This window comes from Streptomyces pactum, assembly GCF_016031615.1.
GTDB lineage: Bacteria > Actinomycetota > Actinomycetes > Streptomycetales > Streptomycetaceae > Streptomyces > Streptomyces pactus.
In genome coordinates, this window is the sequence record NZ_JACYXC010000001.1 from 770,659 (window position 1) to 795,667 (window position 25,009).

Sequence of the window (25,009 nt, forward strand, 5' to 3'; positions counted from 1 at the left end):
GGCTGATGGCGCTTCCCCACCGGCGGCCGTGCCGAGGCCGTACGCGACCCCGCGGGGGCCGTCGGGGCACCCTGGCGGCCCCACCTCATGGTGGGCGCGCGCACTCCGCCGCCCCAAGCTGTGGTGTCCCACCACATACGCCTCTGACCTGCGCGTTCCTACGGTATGGCGACACACAATCGTCCCCTGAACGCGCAGGAAGTGGTGCCGATGTCCTCCCCCGCGACCGCTCCGCCAACACCGAACAACCTCCGACGCGTCGTCGCCGCCAGTCTGATCGGCACCACCATCGAGTGGTACGACTTCTTCCTGTACGGCTCGGCCGCCGCGCTCGTCTTCAACAAGCTGTTCTTCCCGGACTCCGACCCGCTCACCGGCACCCTGCTGTCGTTCCTGACGTACGCGGTGGGCTTCGCGGCACGGCCGGTGGGGGCGCTGGTGTTCGGACACTACGGCGACCGGCTGGGGCGCAAGAAACTGCTGGTGCTGAGCCTGCTGCTGATGGGCGGGGCGACCTTCGCGATCGGTCTGCTGCCCACCCACGCCACAATCGGCGGCGCCGCGCCGCTGCTGCTGACGGCGCTGCGGCTGGTGCAGGGCTTCGCGCTGGGCGGGGAGTGGGGCGGGGCCGTGTTGCTGGTGTCCGAGCACGGTGACGCCCGGCGCCGGGGGTTCTGGGCCTCCTGGCCGCAGACCGGGGCGCCGGCCGGCCAGTTGCTGGCGACCGGTGTGCTGTCGGCGCTGACCGCGCTGCTGTCCGACGCGGCGTTCGAGTCGTGGGGATGGCGGGTGCCGTTCCTGCTCTCCGGCGTGCTGGTGCTGGTCGGCATGTGGATCCGGCTGTCGGTGGACGAGTCCCCGGTGTTCAAGGAGGCGCTGGAGCGGGCCGAGGAGCGCAAGGCCCAGGCGCGCGTCGAGGAACAGCCGCCGCTGGTGGCGGTGTTGCGGCACCACTGGCGGGACGTGCTGGTGGCGATGGGCGCACGGATGGCGGAGAACATCAGCTACTACGTCATCACCGCGTTCATCCTGGTCTACGCGACCGACCACGTGGACATGGACAAGCAGACCGCGCTCAACGCCGTGCTGATCGCCTCCGCCGTGCACTTCGCGGTGATCCCCGCCTGGGGCGCGCTGTCGGACCGGATCGGCCGGCGGCCGGTGTACCTGGTGGGCGCGGCCGGCGTCGGGCTCTGGGCGTTCCCGTTCTTCGCACTGATCGACACCGGTGACTTCGGTGCGCTGATCCTCGCGGTGACCGTCGGACTGTTCTTCCACGGTGCGATGTACGCGCCGCAGGCGGCCTTCTTCTCGGAGATGTTCGCGACCCGGATGCGGTACTCGGGGGCCTCCATCGGCGCCCAGTTCTCCTCGGTGGCGGCCGGCGCGCCGGCTCCGCTCATCGCCACGGCGCTGCTGGCCGACTACGACAGCGGGACCCCCATCGCGCTGTACGTGATCGCCGCGTCGCTGCTGACGCTGCTCGCGGTGGGCGTGGCGAAGGAGACCCGGCACCGGGACCTCGCCCGGATCGACGACGAGGACGGTGACGGCGCCGCGGACGAATACGGCGGGGCGGGGGCGGAGCGGGCCGCGCGGCAGCCCGGTGCCCCCGCGGGGCGCACGTCGGTCTAGGCACGGCCGCTCACGGGCGGCGCCCCGGCGGGCCCCGGTGCCCGGCCGGCGCGCCGCCCGGCCGTGGTGATGCGCCGGCGTCCCGGCCCGCGGGGCCGCCCGTACGACCGGCGGACGGAACCGGCACCGGGCGGCCGGCACCACGGGCGAACCGGGCAGCCGGGGAGGCCCGGGAGCCGGCCACCGCACCGGGAAGGCCGGGCGGACCCGGCGCCACGACGTACGGGCCGGCAGGCCGGGCCGCCGGGAGAACCCGGCAGCCGGCGCCGGAAGGGCTCAGCGGCCGACGGCGTCGGAGAGCCGGTGGAGGCGCAGGGCCAGCTGGATCTCCAGGGCACGGGCCGGGGCCTGCCAGTCGGGGCCGAGCAGCCGGGATATCCGGTCCAGTCGCTGCGCCACCGTGTTGACGTGCACGTGGAGTTCGTCCTTGGTACGGGCCGGGCTCGCACCGCTGGCGAAGTAGGCGTCGAGGGTGCGGAGCAGTTCGGTGCCGCGCCGGGTGTCGTAGTCGAGGACCGGCCCGAGGGTGCCGCGGACGAACTCCGCGATCCGGCCGCCGTCCGCGGTGTCGCCGAGCAGCAGGCCGAGGAAGCCGAAGTCCTCGGCCGCCGCGCCCTGTCCGCCGCGGCCGAGGACCTGGAGCGCGCTCAGGCAGCGGCGGGCCTCGGCGTACCCGGCGGCGACCGCCCCGGGCCGTGCGGCCGGCGCGGCCACCGGCGGGGAGGCGCCGACGGTCACCGGTACCCGCACGGCGGCGCCGAGCTGGCGGGCGGTGCGGCGGGCCGTTGCGGAGGCGCTCTCGCCCGGTCCGAGCGGCAGCAGCAGCACGGTGCCGCCGTCACGGGCGGCGGCCAGGCCGCGCCGGGTGGCCGCCAGGTGGGACGCGGCGGACCACAGCCGCTGCCGGTCGGCCGCGTCGTCCGGTGCCCGGCCGGGGCCGCCGCCGGGCCGGGCCGGGTCGTCGGCGGCACCGCGGGGGTGCGGCGGCGTCCGGTCGTCCGGCCCCGGGCGGTGGACGCGGGCCGCCAGGACCACGTGGGTGGCGTCGAGGTCCGCGTGGACCCGGGCGGCGCGCTCCCGCAGCAGCCGGGGGTCGCGGTCGGGGGCGTCGAGCAGGTCGTCCAGGAGTTCGCCGCGCACCCGCTGCTCCGCCTCGCTCGCCGAGCGGCGCGCCAGCTGGAGCAGGGAGGTGACCATCGCGGCGCGCTCCAGGGTGAGCTGGTCCACCGGGTCCAGCCGCGGATGGCCGTGCAGCACCAGCGCGCCGAACAGCTCCCCGCCCGCGGAGACGGCGGCGACCCAGCCGTCGCCGTGCGGCACCGCGTGGCCGTCGGCCCGGGAGCGGTCCACCGCCTCGGTGGGGCACGCCCCGGCCTCCAGGAACTCCACGGTGCCGCTGAGCACTTCGGCGAGCGCTCGGGCCACGTCGTGCACACCGCCGCCGCGGAGCACCAGTTCGGTGAGCCGGTCGTGGACCTCCGAGGCGCGTTCGATGACGCTGCTGCGGTCCCGGATGATCTCGTTGGCGGCCTCCAGTTCGGCCAGCGCCGAGCGGGTCTCGCCGAGCAGGTTGGCGGTGTCGATGGCCACGGCGGCGTGGGCGGCGAACGAGCCCAGCAGCGCGATCTGTTCGCGTTCGAAGACCCGGGCGCGCCGGTCGGCGGCGAACAGCACGCCGATGACGCCGCTGCCCAGCATCAGCGGGACGCCGAGGATGGCCACCAGGCCCTCGTCCCGCACCCCGGCGTCGATGGTGCCGGTGTGCTGGAAGCGGGCGTCGTCGAAGTAGCTGTCGGTGACGTACGGGCGGGCGGTCTGGGCCACCAGGCCGCCCAGGCCCTCCCCCATGCCGAGCCTCAGCTGCTGGAAGCGGGCGGAGACCGAGCCGTCGGTGACCCGCATGTAGGTGTCCCCGGCGGCGGGGTCGTTGAGCGTCAGATAGGCGACCTCGGTGCCCAGCAGCGAACGGGCGCGCTGCACGATGGCGTGCAACACCGCGTCCAGGTCGCGCAGGCCGGCGAGGTCGTGCGCGGTCTCGAAGAGGGCGGACAGCTCCGCCTCCCGCCGCCGGCGTCCCTCCAGTTCGCCGCGGACCCGCAGCGCCAGCAGCTTGGCGCGCTCCAGCGCGGCCAGCCGCCCGGCCGGGGCGCCGTCGGCGCGGGCGCGCAGCACGGGACGCTCGTACGCCTCGGCGGGCGCGCCGTGGGCGAGCAGTTCCAGGTACGGGCTCTCCGGAAGGTCGTCGGTCATGGCCTCAGCATGCCGCCGGGGTGGTGTGCCCGTCCCGGCCGGTACCCGGTCGGGCGGGCGGGGCGGCGGCCGGTGGTTCAGTGGGCGGTCCATCCGCCGTCCATGATCAGCGAGGTGCCGGTGACGAACGACGCGGACGGGTGGCACAGGTAGAGCACCGCGTCGGCCACCTCCTCCGGCTCCACCAGCCGCTTGACCGCCGAGTCGGCGAGCAGCACCTGCTCGGTCACCCGGTCGGCGGGGATGCCGTGCGCCGCGGCCTGGTCGGCGATCTGGCGCTCCACCAGGGGGGTGCGGACGTAGCCGGGGCACACACAGTTGGAGGTCACGCCGTGCGCGGCACCCTCCAGCGCGGCGACCTTGGACAGCCCCTCCAGCCCGTGTTTGGCCGCCACATAGGCGGACTTGTAGGGGGAGGCGCGCAGCCCGTGCACCGAGGAGATGTTGACGATACGGCCCCAGCCCTGCGCGTACATGTGCGGCAGCGCGCCCCGGATGAGCCGGAACGGGGCCTGGAGCATGACGGTGAGGACGGTGCCGAACGTCTCCGGCGGGAACTCCTCGATGGGCCGGACGAGCTGGAGGCCGGCGTTGTTGACGAGGATGTCGGCCCCGGCCGCTGCGGCCTCGGCGGCGTCCAGGTCGGTGAGGTCCAGCACGTGCGGCTCGACGGTGCCGGGCAGGCCGGCGGCCTCGCCGGCCAGGGTGCCGAGCCCCGCGGAGTCCCGGTCCAGGGCCCGGACCCGGGCCCCGGCGGCGGCCAGCCGCAGCGCGCAGGCCCGGCCGATCCCGCTCGCCGCGCCGGTGACGAGTGCGGTCCTGCCGCCGAGCCGGGTGTCCGCGGCCGGGTCGGGCGTACGGTGCGGGTCCGGTGTTGTGGGCACGCTCATGACCGGCACCCTAGGCAGCGCCCGGAGGCGGGCCGATGTGGCCGGGCCCCATACTTCCCGGTCCACCGCTGGGGTCGAACCACGTCGGGCCGTCGGCGGTGGCCTGCTTGATCCGGGTGACCGCGAAGTCCTCCATCCGGGGCAGTCCGTCGAGGGGGAACCACCCCACCTCCAGGGACTCCTCGTCGTTGACCCGGGCCTCGCCGCCCACCGCGCGGCAGCGGAAGCAGATGTCCATGAACTGGCAGACGTCGCCGTTGGGGTAGACCACCGGTTGCAGCGCCTGGACCAGCAGCACGCGTTCGGGGACGCAGTGCACCGCGGTCTCCTCGTAGACCTCGCGCACCACGGCCGCCGCCGGCTGCTCGCCCGGCTCCGGGATGCCACCGATGATCGACCAGCGGCCGTTGTCGGCCCGCCGGCCGAGGAGCACCCGGCCGTCGTCGTCGAGGACGATGGCGCTGACGCCCGGCAGGTGCAGCAGCCGGTTGCCGATGTCGGCCCGCAGCTCACGGATGAAGTCGGGGGTAGCCATGCGCCGAGCGTATCGGCCGGCCCCCGCCGGGCCGGCCGGTGAGCGGGGGGCGCCCGGTGGACCGGGGCGGGGTGACGGGAGCGTCCGGCGGCCGGTGCCGGATACGTCCGCCGGGCCGGAGCGGGGTCCGGCGCGCGGGGGCGTCCGGCGGCCGGAGCGGGGCCCGGCGCGCGGGGCGCCCGCCCGCCGAGCGGGGCCGGGAGGGACACCGGCGGACCGTGGCCGGGAGGGGACGCGGGCCGGCCGGGGCGGCGCCGGGTCGGGTGAGGTGCGGGACGCGGCGGGGCCCCGGAAGGTGCGGGGCCGGCGCCGGGTACGGGCCGGGCGGGCACCGGCACCGGCGGGCCGGGGTGGTGCCGGCCCGCCGTGCGGTCAGCTCGGGTGCCGGCGGCCCGGGACGGCCCGCAGGTGGTCCCGGATCGCCCGTACCGCCGCCTCGGCGTCGTCCACGGTGACCGTGAACACCCGGCCGTCGCCGAGCCGTACCACCAGTCCCTCGCCACGGCGCACCACCACGGCGGTGCCCTTCTCCGGGCGCCACCGGTAGCCCCAGCCGCCCCACTGGCGCGGGGTGACGCGGGGGACGAACTCCGCGCCGACCACCAGGTGGAGCGGGATACGGCGGCGGGGCACCCCGATGTGGCCGCACCGCACCTCCAGTCCGTCCGCGTCGACCCGGACCGCCACGTGCACGAAGGCGAGCGTGCCGAAGAGCACCAGCAGCCCGGCGGCGACACAGCCGATCACCGACATCAGCAGCGGGGCCGGGCGGGAGCTCCAGGCGGGGTCCACGGCCAGGTCCACGCCCAGTGCCACACAGGCGGCGCCGAGCACCGCCAGCAGCCACTGGATGCGGTTGGTCGCGCGACCGGTCCACACCGGGGGCGGCACCTCGGTCGCGCCCCGGGCCAGGTCCTCACGGTGGTCCCTCATGTCACGAAAGCGTACGCACGACCCGTTGTTCCGGCATGGTCACTTTCCTGCCGTCACGTCGGGTGATGTTCCGATTTGCGCGATCCGGACGGCCGGGCACCGGCCCGGCGCGGGCGGAAGTCCGTGCCGGGAGCGGGCGCGGCCCGGCGGCGGGCACCGGGGCGGCAGGGCACCGAGGCAGGGCGGGGCCCGGGCGGGTCACCCCAGGACGGCACCCGCCGGGGTGGTGGTGAGCGCGACGCCCTCGGCGTAGGTGAGGGCGGCCGCCGGCAGCTCGGCCTCCCGGCCGTCGGCCAGCACGGTGAGGGTGCCGGTCGGTGCGGCGCCGGGCGCGGGGGCGGCACCGATCCGGCGCAGCGCCTGGGCGGCGACCGCGTCGGCGGAGCCGTGGAAGACCGGCGGCGGGCCGCCGGCCGGCCGCAGGGCGGCGCGGATGCGGTCGGCCACCAGCTCGTAGTGGGTGCAGCCGAGGACCAGGGCGCGGACGTCCCGCGGGGTGCGGGACGCGGCGTCGGCGACGGCGGCGTCCACGGCCCGCGCGTCGGCCCGCTCCACCGCGTCCGCCAGCCCCGGGCAGGCGACCTCGGTGGTCCGCACGCCGGCCGCGAAGTCCCGGATCAGATTCCGCTGGTACGGGCTGCCGGTGGTCGCCGGGGTGGCCCAGATGGCGACCGGGCCGCCGCCCGCCGCGGCGGGCTTGATGGCGGGCACGGTCCCGATCACCGGCAGCGTCGGCTCCAGCTCGGCCCGCAGGGCGGGCAGCGCGTGCACGGAGGCGGTGTTGCAGGCGACGATCAGCGCGTCCGGCCGGAGCGCGGCGGCGGCCCGGGCGCACCCGAGGGCGCGCCGGGTGAGGTCCTGCGGGGTCCGCGGACCCCAGGGCATCCCGCCGGGGTCGTTGGAGATGACCAGGTCGGCGTCGGGCCGCATCCGGTGCACCGCGGCGGCCGCGGCGAGCAGGCCGAGACCGGAATCCATCAGCGCGATCTTCACCGAACTCCGCCTCGCCATCTCTCGCCTTCCCCGTCCGGCCCGCTGCCGGTCACCCCCGGTACGACGGGGCAAACGGCACCGAGCCACTCTAATCGATCGGCCGCGGCCACCCTGGGCGGCTCCGTCGCGGCCCGGGGCCGGGAGGGACGCGGGAGCCCTGGGACAGGGCGGTGCGCCGGCCCCCTGGCAGGGCCCGCCGGAGCCAGGACGGGCACCGGCCGGGGCGAGGGCGCGCCGGGACGCGGCGGCGGGGGCTGGGACGGGGCGGGGGTGGGGCGGGCAGGACGGTGGCACCGGCCAGGAAGCGCGGAGGCACTCCGGGGCGCGGGCGGCCGGGACGCGGGCGCGAGGGCGCGCCGGGGCGCGGGAGCGAAACGTCCGGACGGGGGCGCAGGGGGTTCCTGGGCGCCAGCCACGGGCGCGGAGGCACTTCCCGGGACGCGGGCGGCCGGGACGCGGCGGCAGGGGCGGGACGTCCGGACAGCACGGGGCGAAACGTCGGACGGGGGCGCGGCGGAACCTGAAGCAGGGGCGCGGCGGGCGTGGGTGCTCCGGTATGCGCGCCATGCGCTGGGGCGCGCGATCCCCGGCGCGCGTGCGGACACGCCGCGCGCCCGGCGGCGGCAGGCGGGTCCGGTCGGGCAGACTGCGGCAGGTGAGCGCTTGGTTGTGGATCGCCCTGGCCGCCCTCGCCGCCTGGCTGTGGCTCCTGCTGGGGCAGGGGTTCTTCTGGCGGACCGACATCACCCTCCCCCGGCGTCGCGACCCCGAGCGCTGGCCCTCGGTGGCGGTGGTGGTGCCCGCCCGTGACGAGGCCGAGGTGCTGCCGCGGAGCCTGCCGTCGCTGCTCACCCAGGACTACCCGGGGCGGGCCGAGATCTTCCTGGTGGACGACGGGAGTGCCGACGGCACCGGGGCGCTGGCCCGCCGGCTCGCCACCGAGCTGGGCGGGCTGCGGCTCACCGTCACCTCGCCCGGGGAGCCCGGGCGAGGCTGGACGGGGAAGCTCTGGGCGGTACGGCACGGGATGGCGCTGGCCCGGGAGCGGACCGGCGCCGACTACCTGCTGCTGACCGACGCCGACATCGCCCACGAGCCGGACAGCCTGCGGGAGCTGGTGCGGGCGGCCACCACCCACGACCTGGACCTGGTCTCACAGATGGCGCGGCTGCGGGTGGCCACCTTCTGGGAGCGGCTGATCGTTCCGGCGTTCGTGTACTTCTTCGCGCAGCTCTACCCGTTCCGGTGGGTCAACGCCGGCCACCGTGCCGCCGCCGCGGGCGGCTGTGCGCTGCTGCGGGTGGCGGCGGCCGAGCGGGCGGGCGTCCCCGGCTCCATCCGTCAGGCGGTGATCGACGACGTGGCCCTGGCCCGGGCGGTGCGGCGGAGCGGGGGCCGGATCTGGCTGGGTCTGGCGGAGCGGGTGGACAGCGTGCGCCCGTACCCGCGGCTGGGGCAGCTGTGGCGGATGGTGTCGCGCAGCGCCTACGCCCAGTTGCGCCACCAGCCGCTGCTGCTGGTGCTCACGGTCGCCGGACTCGCCGTGGTCTACCTGGTGCCGCCGGTGGCCACCGTCGCGGGGCTGGTGACCGGGGAGGGGGCCCTGCCGGCCGTCGGCGGGGCCGCCTGGCTGATCATGGCCGGCAGCTATCTGCCGATGCTCCGCCACTACCGGCAGTCCTGGTGGTGGGCCCCGCTGCTGCCGGTCACCGCCGCGCTGTACCTGCTGATGACCGTGGACTCGGCCGTCCAGCACGGCCGCGGGCGGGGGGCGTGGAAGGGCCGGACGTACGGCCGCCCGGCGCCCGAGCGGTAGCGGCCGGCCCGCCCCCGCCGCCCGGACCCGCCGGTTCCGGGCAGCTCCGGCCGGCTCGGCCGGCTCCGGTCACGGCCCCGACCCGGGGCCGGCGGCACGCGGCGCGGGCCCTGGGGGCACGCGGCGCGGCGGCGCTGCCGCCCGCCCGCCCCCGGGCCGTGCCGGGGTGCGGGGCGGCGGGCCGGGCGCCCGGGAGTTACGTGCGGCTACTTGCGGCCCGGGGTCCAGTTCATGCCCCAGCCGTAGGCGTGGTCCAGCGTGCGCTGCGGGCTGACACCCCGGTCCGGCACCAGGTAGCGGGCCTCCCGCTGCACCACCAGGTCGCCGCCCTGGTTGGTGATGAGCGCGAGGGCGGCGACCCGGGACGGCACGGTGCACTCGTCCAGCGAGAAGTCGATCGGGGCACCGGCCTGCGGGGTGAGGGTCACGGTGGCGTTGAGGTTGGCGAACGAGCGGGCGCCCTCGTAGATCATGACGAAGACCAGGATGCGCCGGAACTCGGACCGGTGGTCGAGGTTGATGGTCAGGTTCTCGCCGGACGCCCGGGCTCCCGTGCGGTCGTCGGCGTCCAGCTGGATGAACGGCGGCTGGTGGAGCGCGCCGAAGGCGTTGCCGAGCGCCTGCACCACGCCCTTGGTGCCGTCGGTCAGTTCGAAGAACGCGCCGAGGTCCAGGTCGAGGTCGCCGTGGAGCGCCATGGCCCGGCCGAGCTTCGCGCCCCAGCCCTGGAACTGCTTGCGCACCTCCCAGTTGAGGTTGACCCGCATGGTCCCGGAGGTGCCGCCCTGCTTCGTGAGCGAGACGGTCGGCGACTCCTTGGTCAGCGTGACCTTGGTCAGCCGTACCGGGGCTCCCGGTGCCGGCGCCGCCGGCCAGGGCCGCGGCCGGCGCGGGCGCGGGCGCGGCGGCCTGCGGCGGGAGGCGGTACCGGCGCGGCCGGCCCGGTGGGCGGCGGGGCGGCGCCACGGGCGGGGCGGCGGGCGCGGCCTGCGGCAGGGCGGGCGCGGCGGCCTGCGGTTCGTCGACGCTGATCCCGAAGTCGGTGGCGAGTCCGGCGAGTCCGCTGCCGTAGCCCTGGCCGACGGCGCGGAACTTCCACGCCCCCTGGCGCCGGTACAGCTCGCCGAGGAGGAACGCGGTCTCCACGGTGGCGTCCTCGCTGTCGAAGCGGGCGATCTCGGTGCCGTCGGCCGCGTCCACCACCCGGATGTGCAGTCCGGGGACCTGGCCGAAGGTGCCGGCGTCGGCCGAGGCGGCCAGGACCACGGTCTCCACCTCCGGCTCCACCCGGCCGAGCTCCACCACCAGGGTGTCGGTCACCGTGCCGCCGGCCGTGCGCTTGCCCTCGTGGCGGACCGCACCGGAGGGGTGGGTGGCCTGGTTGTAGAAGACGAAGTCGGCGTCCGAACGCACCTTCCCGGACGTCAGGAGCAGTGCCGAGGCGTCCACGTCGGGCACCTGGGGCCCGGCCTGCCACCCGAGTTCCACCCGCACCGCCGAAGCCGGAACCTGAACATTGGCGCCCTTGCGCATCGCCATGCCTTCCCCCTGCCTTTCTCTTCCGTCTGTCCTGCGCTCATATCCCGCCGGTCCATCGATTTCCGGCCGGATGCAGATCATCTCCCGGGGAGTTCCCGGCCCGGCACGGCGGCACCCGTACGGGGTGCCGGCACCCCGCCGGGAAGGTGCTCTTTACACGGTCTCAACGTACCCTGGCGACCGATTTTCCCGGGTTCGCTCGGATAACGGGTCGGTGGCCGCCGTGGGCCGGGGAAACAACCCGCCTACCGGACTCCCCAACCGGCACATCGTGGGCTTAACTTATGGACTATGACCTCCCCCCGCAGTACCTACGGCGGCGGCTACTACTCCTCGCCGTCCTTCACGGACACTCCCATCTACGACAGCCTCGTCGCCGAGCGGGGGACACCGCAGATCGCGCCCATCCGGGTGCCCTCGCCCTACGACAGCAGCGGCCACTTTCCGCCCGCGCTGCCCTCGGCGCTGCCGGCCCTGCCCGCCGCGCCGTCGCCGCAGCACACCCCGCCGCACGGCTACCCGGCCCAGGGTGCGCCGCAGCCGGGGCTCCAGCACGCGCCGGCGCCGTACATCCCGCAGCAGACCGCGGGTCCGCGCGGCTACCCGGGCCCGCAGGCCCCGGTGCACCCGCAGCAGCAGCGTCCGGCCCCGGCCGGTCCCAACCCGACCGGCTACGAGGCGATGCGGCCGGCGATGCCCCGGCCCGCCGCGCCCCGGCCGGCCGCCCCGCGTCCCGCGCCGGCGCCCTACGAGGACCCGTACGGGCGCCCGCAGTACCCGAACCAGGGGTACTGAGCCCGCGGCCGTCGCTGCGGGTCGGTCATGCGTCAGCCGGGCCCGGGCCGTCTCCGTCACGGAGGCGGCCCGGGCCCGCTTTTCCTTTCCGCGCCCGCCCCGCTTTCCTTGCCGCGGCCCGGTTTCCCCTTCCCGCGGCCCGTTCTTTCCCTTCCCCGGCCCGGATTCCCCTGCCACGCCCCGGCCACCGCTCCCCACCGTCGCGGCTGCCCGTCCCCGACCCGGCCACCGCTCCCCGCACGCCGCGGGTGCGCCCCGTCGCACGGGCACGGCCGGTCACGGTCCGGCCGCCCGGTCAGGTCAGGCCGCCCGGCGACGCGCCCTCCGGCCGGGCGGGTGCCGCCCGGCCGCCCGCTCAGCGCAGTCCGCCGGAGTGCGGCCCGTACATGTCCAGCAGCCGGGTGCGCGCGCTCTGCAGCCGCTCCCCCATCGCCTGGGCGCAGGCGAGGACGAGCTCGTAGCCGATCGCGGTGTCCTCCTGGCAGAGCCGGCGCACCACCGCGGCGTCGAACTCATGGGCGCGCACCGGGCTGAGCGCCTCCGCGCCCAGGTGCCACCCGCCGGGGGGAAAGAGCCAGGACCAGCCGACCAGCTCCCCCGGCCCCAGGGTCTCGATCACCGCGGAGCGTCTGCCGGGGACCCGCATGTCGAGGGTGACCGAACCGGTGCGCACCACCCAGAAGCGGTCCGCCCGGCCGCCTTCCTCGAAAAGGCGGGTGCCGGCGTCGAAGGACACGTCGTGGGCGAGCGACAGCAGGCGTTCCCGGTGCTCTGCGGTCAGCCCGTGGAGGAGTCCGCTCATGTATCAACTGTGCCGCGTCCGGTCCCGCCGCGCCCATCGGCGGCGGCTGTGGCATGGTCGAAACCCGGGGCCGGGCCGGCATGCGCCGCCGCGGGGCGGGCAGGCGGCCCGTACACATCGCCCCGGGCCGCTCCCGGGTCACCGTGGTGCGGGCGGTGCCCGCGCCGCCGGGTGGAGGGCACACCCATGGACGTGCGGGAGGCACACGCATGGAGACGGGATCCACTCCCCTCACCGACAGCGCCGTGGAGGACCTGGACGCCCACTGGCGGGCGCTGAACTACCTCGCCGCCGGGCAGCTCTACCTGCGGGACAACGTGCTGCTCACCGAGCACCTGCGGCCGGAGCACATCAAACCCCGGCTGCTCGGACACTGGGGCACCTGTCCGGGCCTGAACCTGGTCTACACGCACCTGAACCGGGTGATCGGCGAGCGGGACCAGGACATGGTCTGCGTCTGGGGGCCCGGGCACGGCGGGCCCGCGGTGCTCGCCGGGGCGTGGCTGGACGGCAGCTACGGGGACCTGGTGCCCGACCTCGGCCGGGATCTGGCCGGGATGACCCGGCTCTTCCGGCAGTTCTCCAGCCCCGGCGGGGTGCCCAGCCACGCCGCGCCGCAGGTGCCCGGCTCCTTCCACGAGGGCGGCGAACTGGGGTACTCACTCGCGCACGCCTACGGCGCGGTGCTGGACAACCCGGGGCTGGTGGCCGCCTGCGTGATCGGCGACGGGGAGGCGGAGACCGGCCCGCTCGCGGCGTCCTGGCACGCCAACAAGTTCCTGGACCCGGTGCACGACGGGGCGGTCCTGCCGATCCTCCACCTCAACGGTTACAAGATCGCCAATCCGACGGTGGCGGCGCGGCTGCCGGAGGCGGAGCTGGACGCCCTGCTGCGCGGTTTCGGGCACGAGCCGCTGTACGTCACCGCCACCCTGGACAGCGACCCGGCCGCGGTGCACCGGGAGCTGGCCGCCGCGTTCGACCTGGCGATGGACCGGATCGCCGGGTTCCAGCGGGCCGCCCGGGAGGACGGTGACACCCGGCGGCCGCACTGGCCGGTACTGGTGCTCCGCACGCCCAAGGGGTGGACCGGCCCGGTCGAGGTGGACGGGCTGCCGGTGGCGGGCACCTGGCGCTCCCACCAGGTGCCGCTGGCCGGGGTGCGGGAGAACCCCGAGCACCTGGCGGAGCTGGACCGGTGGCTTCGCTCGTACCTGCCGCAGGAGCTGTTCGACGAGCAGGGCCGCCCCCGCCCGCCGGTGCTGGCCTGCGTGCCCGAGGGGGACCGCCGGCTGGGGGCCGGTCCGCACGCCAACGGCGGCCGGCTGCTGCGCGAGCTGCCGCTGCCGGAGCTGTCCCGGTTCGCGGTGCCGGTGGAGCGGCCCGGCGGGGGGCGGCACGAGCCGACCCGGGTGCTCGGCGGGCTGCTGCGTCAACTGATGGACGACACCGCCGAACGCCGCGACTTCCGGCTGGTGGGGCCCGACGAGACGGCGTCCAACCGGCTGCAGGAGGTCTACGCGGCGACCGACAAGGCGTGGCAGGACGGGGTCCTGGAGACCGACGAGCACCTGGGGCGGCACGGCCGGGTGATGGAGGTGCTCTCCGAGCACCTGTGCCAGGGGTGGCTGGAGGGCTATGTGCTCACCGGCCGGCACGGGCTGTTCTCCTGCTACGAGGCGTTCGCGCACATCGTCGCCAGCATGGCCGCCCAGCACGTGAAGTGGCTCGGCACCGCCCGCTCGGTCCCCTGGCGCGCCCCGGTGGCGGGCCTGAACTACCTGCTCACCTCGCACGTCTGGCGGCAGGACCACAACGGCTTCTCGCACCAGGACCCCGGCTTCGTGGACCACGTCCTGAACAAGAGCCCGGACGTGGTGCGGGTGTACCTGCCGCCGGACGCCAACACCCTGCTGTGCGTCGCCGACCACGTGCTGCGCACCCGGAACGTGGTGAACGTGGTGGTGGCGGGCAAGCAGCCCTGTTTCGACTGGCTGGGGCTGGAGGACGCCCGGAACCACTGCGCGCGGGGCGCCGGGATCTGGCCGTGGGCGGGCACCGAGCGGCCCGGCACCGGCCCGGACGTGGTGCTCGCCTGCGCCGGTGACGTCCCCACCGAGGAGGTGCTGGCCGCGGCCTCGCTGCTCCGGGAGCACCTGCCCGACCTGGCGGTGCGGGTGGTGAACGTGGTGGACATGACCCGGCTGATGTCCCGCGAGGAGCACCCGCACGGGATGACGGAGCGGGAGTTCGACGCGCTGTTCACCCGGGACCGGCCGGTGATCTTCGCCTACCACGGCTATCCGTGGCTGATCCACCGGCTCACCTACCGGCGGGCGGTGCACCAGCAGCTCCATGTGCGCGGCTACAAGGAGATGGGCACCACCACGACCCCGTTCGACATGGTGGTCAGCAACGACCTCGACCGGTACCGGCTGGTGATGGACGTCATCGACCGGGTGCCCGGGCTGGCGGACCGCGCCGCCGGTCTGCGGCAGCAGATGGCGGACGTGCGGCACCGGCACCACCGCTGGATCCGGGAGCACGGCACGGACCTGCCGGAGGTCACCGGGTGGGCCTGGCCGGGCTGATCCGGGGCGCCGCCGGCCGCCCGCCCCGGCAGCCGGGTGGCCGCCGGCCTCCCGGACGGAAGCACACGGGCCGGCGCGACGGGCCGGCCGGGCGCGGACCGGGGCGCCGCCGGCCGGTCCGCCACCGGCATCGCGCCGTGGCGGCGGGCCGCCGTTCCGGTCAAGCCGTTCGGACAGGTGTGCTCTTCCGGCCGGGAGGAAACGCGCACGGATCATCCCGGAACGCTCACGACACGACAGTAGAGGGACATTCCCGGTAATCCACCGTTCCGCGGCCCCGCACCCCGTACCCTCTGCACCTTGAAATCGACGGACGCGGAAACGGCTCTCTTGAAAACCACGGACACCACGGACACGACGGACACCACGGACACGAAGGGCCCGGCGGCCGGCCACGAAGGGAACGAGGTCCTGTGCGACGCTTCCCCCCTCCGGATGTCTTCCCCGGCCGGTGCGGGCGGTGGGCGGTGCCCCCGCCGTACCGGGTGAGGGCGCCGGTGCCGCCGTACGCCGTCCGCCCTCCCGCCGAGCACCTGGCCAAGCGGCTGCTCAAGCGGCGCTTCGACGCCCGGCAGCTGCCCGAGCTGCGGGTGCTGGTGGAGAAGTGCGCGGCCCGGGCGGGGCTCCGGGAGAGCCGCCGCGGTGACTTCGTCCTCGCCGTGGACGAGATCGCCACCAACGCGGTGGAGCACGCCGGAGGCGCCGGCGTGCTGCTGCTGCGGCGCGTCGGCGACGAGCTGGAGTGCCGGATCACCGACTCGGGCCCGGGCTTCAGCCCGTCGCTGATCCCCCGGGTGCTGCCCGGCCTGGACGGGGCCACCAGCGGGCGGGGGCTGTGGCTGACCCAGCTGGTGACGGACCGGTTCGCGGTCGCCCGCGGGGAGCCGGGCGCGGTGGTCACCCTCGCCATGCGCCTGCCGTGATCCGGGCGCGCCACGGGAGGCGGCGGCCGGTGACCTTGGTCCCCGCGCGGGGGACGGCCCCGGCGCGGGCGGCTACTTCGCCGTGCTGCCCAGGTAGAACAGCAGCCAGAGGAAGCCGGCGAAGACGTGCCCGGCCACCACGTAGATGAAGACGCGCACCGCCACGGCGCGCTCCTTGTACTCCTCGGTCCCCGCGCCGCCGTTCACGGACCCGGGGCGCGGCCCGCGGGCCCGGCTGTCGGTCATCCCCCGAGTGTACGGCCGCACCCCGCGGCGCCCCCGGCGCGGGCCGCCGGCGGCACCCGGGACCGGGCCGGGACCCGCCGGACGAAGAGCGGCTGTCCCCCCAACTGCCGCCCGCCCGCGCACGCTACGGTGGGCCTTCACACACACGCGTACAGTCGCCCGCGGTTTTCGGCACGCATCAGAGGTGGGGGCACGACAGCACCATGGCACAGGGCTCGGTGGTCCAGGTGACGCACAGCGGAACGTCGCGCTGGCGGCGCCGCACAGGAGAGTACGCCTCCCTCACCGCGGCGCTGGAGGCCGCCGGCGACGGGGACGTGCTCTCCATCGCCCCCGGCACGTACCGGGAGAACGTCGTGGTCACCCGGGCGGTGACGCTGCGCGGTCCGGAGGGCGCGCGCGGCGCGGTGCGGATCGCGCCCACCGAGGGCGTGGCGCTGACCGTACGGGCCTCGGCGACCGTCCGGGACCTGCACATCGAGGGTCAGGACGCGGCCTCCCCGGCGCTGCTGGTGGAGGAGGGCGTCCCGGAGATCTCCGACGTGCGGGTGGCCACCCGGTCCGCCGTCGGGATCGAGGTGCGCGGTTCGGCCCGCCCGACGGTGCGCCGCTGCTCGGTGGACAACCCCGGCGGGATCGGTGTCAGCGTGCTCGACGGCGCCGGCGGGGTGTTCGAGGACTGCGAGGTGGTGGCGGCCGGGCAGTCCGGGGTGACGGTGCGCGGCGGCGCCCGCCCGCGGCTGGAGCGCTGCCGCGTCCACCACACCGGGGGCACCGGCGTGGTGGTCACCGGGGAGGCGAGCACGGTGGAGGCGATCGGCTGCGAGGTGTACGAGGTACGCGGGTCGGGGGTGCAGATCTCCGCCCGCGCCACCGGGCACTTCACCGACTGCCGGGTGCACCGCACCGTCTCCGACGGGATCAACCTGGACACCGACGCGGTGCTCACCCTCGCCGACTGCGACATCCACGACGTCCCGGAGAACGGGGTGGACCTGCGGTCGCGCTCGGTGCTCACCCTCACCCGGTCCACGGTGCGCCGGTTCGGCCGCAACGGGCTGTCGGTGTGGGACCCGGGCACCCGGGTGGACGCCAACCAGTGTGAGATCCACGACAGCACCGGCGACTACCCGGCGGTGTGGGTGAGCGACGGGGCCGCCGCGGTACTGGACTCCTGCCGGGTCCGGGACGTGCCGGACGCGCTCTTCGTGCTCGACCGGGGCTCCCGGGCGGACGTGGTGGACAGCGACATCACCCAGGTCCGCAACACCGCGGTGTCGGTCAGCGACGGCGCCACCGCGCAGCTGGACGACTGCCGGATACGGGAGGCGTCCACCGGTGCCTGGTTCCGTGACCACGGCAGCGGCGGCACGCTGGCGGGCTGCACCATCGACGCGACGACGACCGGGGTGATCGTCACCAAGGGCGCCGACCCGACCGTGGAGCGCACCACCGTCACCTCCCCCACGGAGGCGGGCTTCTACGTCTCCGCCGAGGGCCGGGGCACCTTCCGCAGCTGCCGGGTGACCGGCAGCTCCGGCTACGGCTTCCACATCATCGACGGCTGCCGCTCGACGCTGACCCGCTGCCGCACCGAGCGGTGCGCCCGGGGCGGGTACGAGTTCGCCGAGCCCGGCCCGGTCAGCGAGGAGTGCACCAGCGACGAGAGCGCCACCGCCGTGGCGCCGCCGCAGCCGGTGCCGGCCCGGGCGGCGGTGGAGACGGTGACCACCACCGGCCTGCTGACCGGGGTCCCGGCGGCCCGGCCGGCGGCCCCGGCCGACGCGCCGGAGCCGGTGCGGGCCCGGGACGCCGGCGAGGTGCTGGGCGCGCTCGACGCGCTGGTGGGGCTGGAGAGCGTCAAGCGGGAGGTGCGGGCGCTCACCGACATGATCGAGGTGGGGCGGCGGCGGCAGGCGGCCGGGCTGAAGGCCGCCTCGGTCCGCCGGCACCTGGTGTTCACCGGCTCCCCGGGCACCGGCAAGACCACGGTGGCCCGGCTCTACGGGGAGATCCTGCACGCCCTGGGGGTGCTGGAGCGCGGACACCTGGTGGAGGTCTCCCGGGTGGACCTGGTGGGCGAGCACATCGGCTCCACCGCGATCCGCACCCAGGAGGCGTTCGAGCGGGCGCGCGGCGGGGTGCTGTTCATCGACGAGGCGTACGCGCTGTCGCCGGAGGACGCCGGACGGGACTTCGGCCGCGAGGCGATCGACACCCTGGTGAAGCTGATGGAGGACCATCGGGACGCGGTGGTGGTCATCGTCGCCGGGTACACCGCCGAGATGCAGCGGTTCCTGTCCGTCAACCCCGGGGTGGCCTCGCGTTTCTCGCGCACCATCACCTTCGGCGACTACGGCCCCGAGGAGCTGCTGCGGATCGTGCGGCAGCAGGCCGAGGAGCAGGAGTACCGGCTCGCCGAGGGGGCGGCGGAGGCACTGCTGAAGTACTTCACCGCCTTCCCCAAGGGCCCCGCCTTCGGCAACGGCCGTACCGCCCGGCAGACCTTCGAGGCGATGGTGGAGCGGCACGCGGGCCGGGTCGCCCAGCTGGCCGACCCGGACACCGACGACCTCACCCTGCTCTACCCGGAGGACCTGCCCGAGCTGCCCTGACCGGCTTCGTCGGGGCCGGGCGGGGGCGGGGCGGCACCGTCCGGGTCCCCGGGGGTCGCGGCCCGATCGGCCGGCCGGCCCGCCTCGCGCCCCACGGCGGCCGTCCCGTCGGGTCCGCCGGCCGTATCGTCGGGTCCGGCGGTCGGCTGGGCGGGTATGGCGGGAGCGGCCCCGGGGAGGCCGGACACGACCGGGTCGGGCACGGGCCCGGCCGGGGCGTGCACGGCGGCGGCCGCGGCGGATACGGCGGGGACGGGTGCGACGGTGACGGGTGCGGCGGAGCCCGGTACGGCGGCGGTGGCCGGGGCCGGCCCGGTGGCGGCGGTATCCCCGCCGGGCGGCGGGCACGCCTGGCCGGGCAGCCGGTCCAGCAGGGCGGCGCGCTCCTCCTCGAAGGCGGGGTCGGCCTGGTAGTCGCTGTGTCCCAGGATCGGCGTCGGCAGCGGGTGCCGGGGGGTGCGGCCGTAGGACAGCGGGTCCTTCAGGGCGCCGCGGTCCACCTCCGGCCCGGAGCCGGCCGGCAGCCGGACCGGACCGCCGATGGGGTCGGTGTACCGCCACAGGTTCCGCCAGCAGTCCACCTCGCGGTGGAGGGCGTGCAGCGGGCCGGGCCCGAAGTAGGCGGGGAACCAGCGTCCGTAGAGCCGCTCCAGCGGTGAGCCGTAGGTGAGCAGCGCGACCTGGCGGCGGGTGCGGTGGTCCAGTTGCCAGACCGCCGCGGCGGCCAGCACGCTGCCCTGGGAGTGGCCGGAGATGACCAGCCGGCCGCCGGTCCGCCCGGTCCAGGTCTGCATCCGCCAGGTGAGGTCGGGCACCGCCCGCTCGGCGTAGCACGGCGGCGCGAAGGGGTGCGCGGCCCGGGGCCAGAACGTGCCGACGTCCCACAGCACGCCGACGGTGCGACGGGCCGACGGGCTGCGGTAGGCGCGCCGCGCCCAGGTGACCAGGGCGAGGAAGGCCAGCCCGGTCAGCCAGGAGCCCAGCGCCTGCGCGGCCTGGGTGGCGGCGTCGATCACCTCGGGCGCGCCGTCGGCGGCCCGGCCGGGCACCTCGCCGGTCAGCCAGGCGCCGGCCACCGCCCCGCCGGCCAGCAGCAGGGTGAGGAGGGCGAGCGGCCCCACGATGGCGGGTACGTCGTCGGTGATCCCGGCCCGGGCGACGGCGCCGGCGATGCGGCGGGTCCGCACCCCGTCGGCGTGCTCGCCGGGGTAGGCGTCGGGGACGGTGCGGGCCAGGCGCGCCCGCACCCGCAGCACGCGGCAGCAGAACACCGCGGCGAGCACCGCGAGCAGCACCAGGAGCACCGGGACGGCGGCGGCCTGCCAGGACAGCACCACGGGCGGGCCGGGCATCGGGCCCTGGCCCATGCCGGGGGTGGCCGGCCCGTCCAGCCAGTCGGCCATCCGCTGGGCGACGCCCCCGCACAGCACGGCGCCCAGTCCGCAGGCGAGCATCGCGACGGCCGCGCCGCCGAGCCCGGACAGCGCGGTGCGCGGGGTGGGCGCGGCCCGGTACAGCCGCCGGGCGCACACCGCCACGCCGGTGACCAGGACGCCCTGGACGAGCGCGAGGATGCCGAAGGTCTCGTCGCCGGGGAGCTGTCCGGTGCTGACCCAGCCCGGCCGGGACCAGGCCGTGTGCACCGCGGCCAGCAGCAGGACGCCCAGCGCGGCGCCGGGCAGCGCGGTGACGGTGATCCGGTCCAGGGTCTCGTCGAGCCGGCTCTCGCTGCGGCCCCGCCGGCACACCACGTGGACCACCACGGCCCCGCCGGCGCCGATCAGCGCCCACAGCAGCCAGCCGGTGGCGTCGAGCCAGGCACTGCCGCCGGGGGCGCGGTCGTGGCGGGTGGCGGCGGCGGTGAGCGCGGCGGCGACGGTGAGGAAGCCGGCCGCGGTGTGCGCCGCGCGCAGCCGGGCCACCAGCCGGCGGCCGTACCAGAAGCCGGGGAGCCGCAGCGCGGGCCCGTCGCCGGCCTCCGGGTCCCCGTCGCCGTCGGTGCGGCCGGGGGGCGGCTGGGTCTCGTACGCGCTCCAGGTGCGGTTGGACAGGTACCACAGCAGTCCGGTGAGGGCGCAGGGCACCAGCGCGGCGACGGCGAGGCGGCGGCCGGGCATGCTCCACCAACCGCTCTGCCCGGCGGAGACGAAGCCCAGCCAGTCGCGGCGGTCGGCGCACGACCCGGTGCCGGCGCACTGCCAGGCGACAAGGTCCAGGGCGACCTCGCAGGCTCCGGCGGTGAGCAGCACGGTCAGGCTCAGCGCCACCAGCCGCACCAGGACCCCGTAGGCGCGGGCGGTGCGCGCGTGGCGGGGCGCGGCGGGGCGCATCCAGTGCGCGAGGTTGACGACCATGAACGGCAGCAGCAGCAGCCACAGGGCGCGGGTGCCGTTGCCGGAGGTGAGGTTGGACCAGCAGTACGCCTCGCGGACCGGCTCCCGCCGGTGGTCCCCGGGGCGGTCCTCGGCGTCGGCGTCGGCGGCCCGCCGGTGCACCCCGGCGGTGTCGTCCCCGGCGACCCGGACGGTGCGCGGGTCGTCCAGCATGCGTTCGGGGGTGGTGCCCCCCACGCCGTGGACGAGCAGTTCCAGTTCCGGCCGCCGCTGCCCGCCGGCCCCCTCCGGTCCGCCGTCGAAGGCGGGGTCCGGCCGCCCGCCCGGCGCCCGGTCCCGTTCCGCTTCCCGCTGTTGCCGCTGTGTGGTCGTCGCCACCGTGTCCCCCGATCCCGGTGTGGTTCTCCGCTCAGTGAGCATTCCCGGCCGCGGCCCGCGCGGTACGTACGACAGGCGGGCGAGGCGAAATCGTGATGCGCGACGCTCCCCGGCCGGGCGCCGCCGGGGCGTGGGAAGATGGCGCACGCGGCGGACGGCCCGCCGTGGGTCCGGGCCGCCGCACCGGGTGCCGGGTCGGTGGCGGCGGCCGCCACCGCGGCGGGCGGAGTGAGGGAGCACCGTGAGCGACAACCAGAACCTCCTCGCGGAGCAGCGCCGGGCCCTGATCCTGGAAGAGGTCAGGCGGCGCGGCGGGGTCCGGGTCAACGAGCTGACCCGCCGGCTCAACGTCTCGGACATGACGGTCCGCCGCGACCTGGACGCGCTGGCGCGGCTGGGTGTGGTGGAGAAGGTGCACGGCGGCGCGGTGCCGGTGGCCGGGACCAGCTCCTACGAGCCGGGGTTCGAGGCCAAGTCGGCGCTGGAGCTGAGCGCCAAGGAGGACATCGCGCGGGCGGCGGCTCCGCTGGCCGCGCCGGGCAGCGCGGTGGCACTGGCCGGCGGCACCACGGCGTACGCGCTGGCGCAGCGGCTGGTGGACGTGCCGGACCTGACCGTGGTGACGAACTCGGTGCGGGTGGCGGAGGTGTTCTACGCGGCCCAGCGCTCGGCCGCGGGCAGTGGTGCCGGGGCGCGTCCGGGGGCGCCGACGGTGGTGCTCACCGGCGGCGTGCGGACCCCGTCGGACACCCTGGTGGGGCCGGTGGCGGACGCCGCGATCCGCTTCCTCCACTTCGACGTGCTCTTCCTGGGGGTGCACGGGATATCGGTGGAGGCCGGGCTGTCCACCCCGAACCTGGCGGAGGCGGAGACCAACCGGCAGTTCGTGCGGTCGGCGCGGCGGGTGGTGGTGATCGCCGACCACACCAAGTGGGGGACGGTGGGGCTGAGTTCGTTCGCCTCGCTGGACCAGGTGGACGCGCTGGTGACGGACGCGGGCATGCCGGAACCGGTGCGGGCGGAGATCGCCGAGCACCTGCCGGAGCTGATCGTCGCGGGCGGGTCCGCGGACTGAGGCCGGGCGCCGTCGGCGGGCCGGGAACCGGGGGCGGCAGCGGGCCCGGCAGCCGGGGTGCCCGGCGCCCGCGCGATGGGGCCCGGGACCGTGGTGCCCCGGCCGGGGCGGCGCCCCGGCACGGTGGGAGGCTCCCGGACCGGGCGGCCTCCGGGGCGTCGGCTTCCGGTCGGGCCGGCGGTGCGCCCGTTCAGCCTCCGGCGGGGCCGGTGCCCGGCCAGCGGCCGGTGGCGAGGAAGGCGCTCAGCTCGGCCGCGTACGGCCCGGTGTCCAGCCCCTGCCCGGCCAGCCAGTCGTCGGAGTAGTACTTGTCCAGGTAGCGGTCGCCGGGATCGCACAGCAGGGTCACCACACTGCCGGTACGGCCGTCGGCCACCATCTCGGCGACGATCCGCAGCGCGCTCCACAGCCCGGTGCCGGTGGAGCCGCCCGCCTTCCGGCCGATCACCCGCTCCAGGGCGTGGAGCGCCGCGATGCCGGCCGCGTCGGGGACCTTCATCATCCGGTCGATCGCGGACGGCAGGAAACTGGGTTCCATGCGGGGGCGGCCGATGCCCTCGATCCGCGAGCCGCGGTCGCTGGTGGCGTCCGGGTCGCCGTGCAGCCAGCCGTCGAAGAAGCAGGAGTTCTCCGGGTCGGCGACGCAGAGCCGGGTGTCGTACTGCATGTAGCGGATGTAGCGGGCGAGCGTGGCGGAGGTGCCGCCGGTGCCCGCGGTGGCCACCACCCAGGCCGGTTCGGGGTACCGCTCACGCCGCATCTGCTGGTAGACCGACTCCGCGATGTTGTTGTTCCCGCGCCAGTCGGTGGCGCGTTCGGCGTAGGTGAACTGGTCCATGTAGTGGCCCCCGGAGGCCGCCGCCAGCGCGGTGGATTCCTGGTACATGGTCCGCGGATCGTCCACGAAATGGCACCGGCCGCCGTGGAACTCGATCAGCCGGCACTTCTCGCGGCTGGTGCTGCGGGGCATCACCGCGATGAAGGGAACCCCGATCAGCTTGGCGAAGTACGCCTCGGAGACGGCGGTGGACCCGCTGGACGCCTCGATGACCGGCTTGCCGGGGCGGATCCAGCCGTTGCACAGTCCGTACAGGAACAGGGAGCGGGCGAGCCGGTGCTTGAGACTGCCGGTGGGATGGGTGGATTCGTCCTTGAGGTACAGATCGACGCCCCACCGCTCGGGGAGCGGGAAGCGGAGCAGATGGGTGTCGGCGGAGCGGTTGGCGTCCGCCTGCACCTTGCGGACGGCCTCTTTCAGCCAGTCCCGGTACGCGGTGTCGCTCCGGTCCACGTCCACGGTGCCGGTCGCGGGTCGTTGTGTGCTCTCCACACCGCTCATACTGGTTTCCTTGTGCTCGTGCTCCGGTTGACCATGACGGCCGCACCATTTCGATCCTAGGGGGCTCTGGTGCGGATCGGAGGTCACGGGCAGACTGCGCAACAGGGACACTGTGAGGACCAGGCGTTAAGCCGGCTTGAGTTCACCGGGGAGGCGGTCCATATGGCCGAAACCGAATTCAATGCCCGAGGGGTGCGGATCGAGCGGTTCCTGCGCTCCGTGACGCGGGCGGGGCAGGTACTGATCAAGGACGGGCGGCTGGAGCTGCTGACCAGCAACGGCCGGGAGATCGACAGCGCTCCGGTCCAGTCGGTCCGGGCGGGCAAGCCCTGGTTCGCCGACGAGGACCAGGCGATGGCCACGGTCAACGGCACCCGTTACCGGCTCACCCTGGCCCAGCAGGACGCCGCCGCGCCGGCCGCCGCGTCCGGCGGTGCGGCCGGGCGCTTCCTGGACGCCATCCGCAGTGCCCGGGGGCGGGCCGGCGAGGGCTGAGCGCCCGAGTTGCGCGTGCGGGCCGGGGGGCCGACGCTGGACGAGCAGCAGTATCACTGAGGGTTAACCGGCGGTGACGCTGAGAACCGGCCCTCCGGTCGTGGGCGGCGGACGATCGCCGCCGCCCATGTTCATCGCCCGCATCTGAATCAGGCTAGCCCTCACTCTTCCCCAGGGAGTGCGGCCGTGATCAGTCGTCCAGGCAGGCATTGCACGGTGGAGCTGCAGGCTCTGCCCGCGCGGATCGGACAGGTCCGCAGAATCGTTTCGGCGCAGCTGCGCTACTGGCATCTCGATGTGCTCATCGACCCGGCGGCGCTGGCCGTCACGGAACTGCTGACCAACGTCCACCGGCACGCGGAGCCCGACAAGCACTGCACCGTGGAGATCACGCTGATGCTGGACCGGCTGACGGTGTCGGTCCGGGACCGCGACCCCCGGCTGCCGCGCATGACGGAGCCCGATCCGGCGTCCACCCACGGCCGGGGGCTGGGCATGGTGGCGGCGGTGACCGAGAGCTGGGGCATGCACGCCCCGGAGGACGGCAGCGGCAAGGTGGTGTGGTTCACCCTTCCGGTGCCGCAGCCGGCCGTGACCCCCGCTCCCCCGGAGCCGGCGCACCCCGTGGAAGCGGCGGTGCCGACCGAGGCGCCGGCGCCGGCCGGACCGGTCCCCGCCTCCCCCGAAGAACTCACCTGGCTGCCGGATCCGATCGGCGCCGGGGCCGGGTCGCCGGAACCGGCGTCCGCGTCCGCGTCCGCCACGGTTCCCGACCGCTCCGGCACCTGCGAGCCCTCACCGGCCTGAACCGGGCGGGCGCCGCCCG

The 25,009-nt window shown here is 75.9% G+C and carries 18 protein-coding genes and 1 pseudogene; 9 read left to right on the forward strand and 10 right to left on the reverse strand.

Annotated elements, in window-relative coordinates:
- The first annotated feature begins 210 nt into the window (after window positions 1-210).
- The gene (locus tag IHE55_RS03060) at window positions 211-1,635 is read left to right on the forward strand and encodes an MFS transporter (RefSeq protein ID WP_197987600.1); all 1,425 of its coding nucleotides are present in this window, start codon (window positions 211-213) and stop codon (window positions 1,633-1,635) included.
- A gap of 276 nt (window positions 1,636-1,911) precedes the next feature.
- Here the strand turns inward: IHE55_RS03060 and IHE55_RS03065 are convergent, their stop codons facing one another.
- The 5 genes from IHE55_RS03065 to IHE55_RS03085 all read right to left on the reverse strand — a co-directional run bounded on the left by IHE55_RS03065 (window position 1,912) and on the right by IHE55_RS03085 (window position 7,254).
- Window positions 1,912-3,885, reverse strand: coding sequence for a helix-turn-helix domain-containing protein (locus tag IHE55_RS03065; protein ID WP_197987601.1), 1,974 nt, complete (start codon window positions 3,883-3,885; stop codon window positions 1,912-1,914).
- A 77-nt stretch (window positions 3,886-3,962) separates the two neighbouring features.
- Complete coding sequence (locus IHE55_RS03070; protein WP_197987602.1) at window positions 3,963-4,775, reverse strand: 3-hydroxybutyrate dehydrogenase; 813 nt, start codon at window positions 4,773-4,775, stop codon at window positions 3,963-3,965.
- Between the two features lie 10 nt (window positions 4,776-4,785).
- A complete protein-coding gene (locus IHE55_RS03075; RefSeq protein ID WP_197987603.1) occupies window positions 4,786-5,310 on the reverse strand; it encodes an NUDIX hydrolase in 525 nt (174 codons plus the stop codon).
- Between the two features lie 372 nt (window positions 5,311-5,682).
- Window positions 5,683-6,243 carry a hypothetical protein gene (locus tag IHE55_RS03080; protein WP_197987604.1) on the reverse strand — a complete coding sequence of 187 codons (561 nt, stop codon included), beginning with the start codon at window positions 6,241-6,243 and terminating at the stop codon, window positions 5,683-5,685.
- A gap of 198 nt (window positions 6,244-6,441) precedes the next feature.
- Window positions 6,442-7,254, reverse strand: coding sequence for a glutamate racemase (locus IHE55_RS03085; RefSeq protein ID WP_197987605.1), 813 nt, complete (start codon window positions 7,252-7,254; stop codon window positions 6,442-6,444).
- 637 nt (window positions 7,255-7,891) lie between these two features.
- On the opposite strand from IHE55_RS03085, the gene IHE55_RS03090 reads away from it, so the two are divergent.
- Entirely contained in the window at window positions 7,892-9,052 is a 1,161-nt protein-coding gene (locus IHE55_RS03090) for a glycosyltransferase (RefSeq protein WP_307826492.1), read from the forward strand.
- 206 nt (window positions 9,053-9,258) lie between these two features.
- Here the strand turns inward: IHE55_RS03090 and IHE55_RS03095 are convergent.
- Window positions 9,259-10,591 (reverse strand): annotated as a pseudogene (locus tag IHE55_RS03095) (TerD family protein).
- A 291-nt stretch (window positions 10,592-10,882) separates the two neighbouring features.
- On the opposite strand from IHE55_RS03095, the gene IHE55_RS03100 reads away from it, so the two are divergent.
- Window positions 10,883-11,386: a DUF6643 family protein gene (locus tag IHE55_RS03100; RefSeq protein WP_197987606.1), complete on the forward strand. Its 504-nt coding sequence runs from the start codon at window positions 10,883-10,885 to the stop codon at window positions 11,384-11,386.
- 355 nt (window positions 11,387-11,741) lie between these two features.
- Here IHE55_RS03100 and IHE55_RS03105 read toward each other — a convergent pair whose 3' ends face one another.
- A complete protein-coding gene (locus tag IHE55_RS03105) occupies window positions 11,742-12,188 on the reverse strand; it encodes a cyclic nucleotide-binding domain-containing protein (protein ID WP_197987607.1) in 447 nt (148 codons plus the stop codon).
- Between the two features lie 209 nt (window positions 12,189-12,397).
- Here IHE55_RS03105 and IHE55_RS03110 point away from each other — a divergent pair, with 209 nt between their 5' ends.
- Together IHE55_RS03110 and IHE55_RS03115 are read left to right on the forward strand one after the other, a co-directional pair.
- A complete protein-coding gene (locus tag IHE55_RS03110) occupies window positions 12,398-14,779 on the forward strand; it encodes a phosphoketolase family protein (protein WP_197987608.1) in 2,382 nt (793 codons plus the stop codon).
- Window positions 14,780-15,276: 497 nt separating this feature from the next.
- Window positions 15,277-15,702 (forward strand): ATP-binding protein, encoded by a 426-nt coding sequence (locus IHE55_RS03115; RefSeq protein WP_197987609.1) that lies wholly within the window; start codon window positions 15,277-15,279, stop codon window positions 15,700-15,702.
- Between the two features lie 72 nt (window positions 15,703-15,774).
- Here the strand turns inward: IHE55_RS03115 and IHE55_RS03120 are convergent, their stop codons facing one another.
- On the reverse strand, window positions 15,775-15,948 hold the full coding sequence (locus tag IHE55_RS03120) for a DUF6126 family protein (RefSeq protein WP_197987610.1): 174 nt from the start codon (window positions 15,946-15,948) through the stop codon (window positions 15,775-15,777).
- A 203-nt stretch (window positions 15,949-16,151) separates the two neighbouring features.
- On the opposite strand from IHE55_RS03120, the gene IHE55_RS03125 reads away from it, so the two are divergent.
- Window positions 16,152-18,563 carry a right-handed parallel beta-helix repeat-containing protein gene (locus tag IHE55_RS03125; RefSeq protein ID WP_197987611.1) on the forward strand — a complete coding sequence of 804 codons (2,412 nt, stop codon included), beginning with the start codon at window positions 16,152-16,154 and terminating at the stop codon, window positions 18,561-18,563.
- Here IHE55_RS03125 and IHE55_RS03130 read toward each other — a convergent pair.
- Window positions 18,533-21,274: a hypothetical protein gene (locus IHE55_RS03130; protein WP_372442608.1), complete on the reverse strand. Its 2,742-nt coding sequence runs from the start codon at window positions 21,272-21,274 to the stop codon at window positions 18,533-18,535. The genes IHE55_RS03125 and IHE55_RS03130 overlap by 31 nt on opposite strands.
- Before the next feature lie 241 nt (window positions 21,275-21,515).
- On the opposite strand from IHE55_RS03130, the gene IHE55_RS03135 reads away from it, so the two are divergent.
- Entirely contained in the window at window positions 21,516-22,349 is an 834-nt protein-coding gene (locus IHE55_RS03135; RefSeq protein ID WP_197987612.1) for a DeoR/GlpR family DNA-binding transcription regulator, read from the forward strand.
- A gap of 190 nt (window positions 22,350-22,539) precedes the next feature.
- Here the strand turns inward: IHE55_RS03135 and cds1 are convergent, their stop codons facing one another.
- Window positions 22,540-23,688 carry an L-cysteine desulfhydrase Cds1 gene (gene cds1, locus IHE55_RS03140; protein ID WP_197987613.1) on the reverse strand — a complete coding sequence of 383 codons (1,149 nt, stop codon included), beginning with the start codon at window positions 23,686-23,688 and terminating at the stop codon, window positions 22,540-22,542.
- Window positions 23,689-23,850: 162 nt separating this feature from the next.
- Between cds1 and IHE55_RS03145 the strand changes: the two genes are divergently transcribed.
- Both IHE55_RS03145 and IHE55_RS03150 read left to right on the forward strand, forming a co-directional pair.
- Window positions 23,851-24,183, forward strand: a complete 333-nt coding sequence (locus IHE55_RS03145; RefSeq protein WP_197987614.1) for a hypothetical protein — start codon at window positions 23,851-23,853, stop codon at window positions 24,181-24,183.
- Window positions 24,184-24,369: 186 nt separating this feature from the next.
- On the forward strand, window positions 24,370-24,990 hold the full coding sequence (locus IHE55_RS03150; RefSeq protein WP_197987615.1) for an ATP-binding protein: 621 nt from the start codon (window positions 24,370-24,372) through the stop codon (window positions 24,988-24,990).
- Window positions 24,991-25,009 lie beyond the last annotated feature (19 nt).